The 1,380-nt window shown below is 65.9% G+C and carries 2 protein-coding genes; both read left to right on the top strand.

Features of this window, described 5'->3' with window-relative positions:
• Positions 1-470, top strand: a 470-nt coding sequence (locus tag FJ980_RS31760) for an ABC transporter permease subunit (protein WP_181181381.1), incomplete at its 5' end; no start/stop codon positions are given.
• Positions 467-1,273, top strand: a complete 807-nt coding sequence (locus tag FJ980_RS31755) for an ABC transporter ATP-binding protein (RefSeq protein WP_140547458.1) — start codon at positions 467-469, stop codon at positions 1,271-1,273. The genes FJ980_RS31760 and FJ980_RS31755, both read left to right, overlap by 4 nt.
• Positions 1,274-1,380: the final 107 nt, after the last annotated feature.

The following is a 1,380-nucleotide window of genomic DNA, read 5'->3' as shown; positions in this document are numbered from 1 at the left end:
CGATAGCGGCACTTGCCATCCTGCCCCTGGTTATCCTCTGGGTGGGCTCGGGCTCCGGGGCAGCTGTCGCCATCGTTGCCTATGCCGCCTTCTTCCCGATCCTGATCAACACCATCTCGGGCGTGAAGCGTATCGAGCCCAGTCTGATGCGCGCCGCGCTGACCATGGGGCTGGCGCCGCTGACGCGGATGCGGGTGGTGCTGCTGCCGGCCGCCTTGCCATCCATTCTGGTCGGCATGCGCATCGGCCTCGGCATCGCCTGGACGGCGATCATTGCCGCCGAACTTGCGGTCGGCGCCAAGTCCGGCAGCAGCGGCGGCATCGGCCAGATGATGTTCGTCTTCTACGCCTATTCGATCAACCTCAACGGCATGGTGGTCTGCATGATCGCGGTCGGCATCGTGGCCTTCGCGCTCGACCGCATCCTGCGTGCCGCACTCGCCTTCGCCGTGCCGTGGAGCCAGCCATGAGCGATGCCAAGATCCGCCTCGACGGCGTCAGCAAATCCTTCGGGGAATCTGCCTCCGTGGTGGCGGTCGACAGCCTGTCGCTGGACATCAAGGCCGGCGAGTTCATGGCTATCGTCGGCCCATCCGGATGCGGCAAGACGACCGTTCTCAACATGCTCGCCGGCCTCGACAGGCCGACGTCGGGTACGATGAGCCTGAACGGCAGGCCGATCGAAGGACCGGGGGCCGAACGCGGCGTGATGTTCCAGGACTATGCCCTGTTTCCCTGGCGCACCGTGCGCGGCAATGTCGAGTTCGGATTGATCTATGGGCCGGCCGGGCGAGGGCTTTCGCCCGCGCAGCGCGCCGACCGCGTCAACCGCACCGTCGAAATGGTCGGCCTGACCGGCTCCGAGGACAAGTACCCGCACCAGCTATCGGGCGGCATGCGCCAGCGCGTGGCACTGGCGCGCCTGATGGCGAACGAGCCGGAAATCCTGCTGATGGACGAACCGCTAGCGGCGCTGGACGCGCAGACCCGCGTCATCCTGCAAGACGAATTGCTGCGCATCTGGGGGCAGGACCGCCCCGCTGCCGAGCGGCGGACGGTCGTCTTCATCACGCACGCCATAGACGAGGCGGTGTTCCTGGCCGACCGGGTCGCGGTGCTAAGCAGCCATCCGGGTCGCCTGAAGCAGGTCATCGACATCGACCTGCCCAGGCCACGCGGCGACGAGACGCGGCGCTCCGGCGATTTCGCCAGGCTCAGCCAATCGATCTGGGAACTGATCCGCGAAGAGGCTTACCGCGCAACGATGAACTGAAACGACAACAGGGAGAGGATTGTCATGAGGAAACTTCTGGAAACCGCATTCAACCGACGCGCAGTCCTGAGTGGTGCCGCGGCTGCCGCGCTGGCCATGCCATCGAT

This window comes from Mesorhizobium sp. B1-1-5, from assembly GCF_006443065.1.
Classification (GTDB): Bacteria; Pseudomonadota; Alphaproteobacteria; order Rhizobiales; family Rhizobiaceae; genus Mesorhizobium.
Note: the sequence above shows the minus strand (reverse complement) of the source record. Positions and strands in the feature narration are given on the sequence as shown.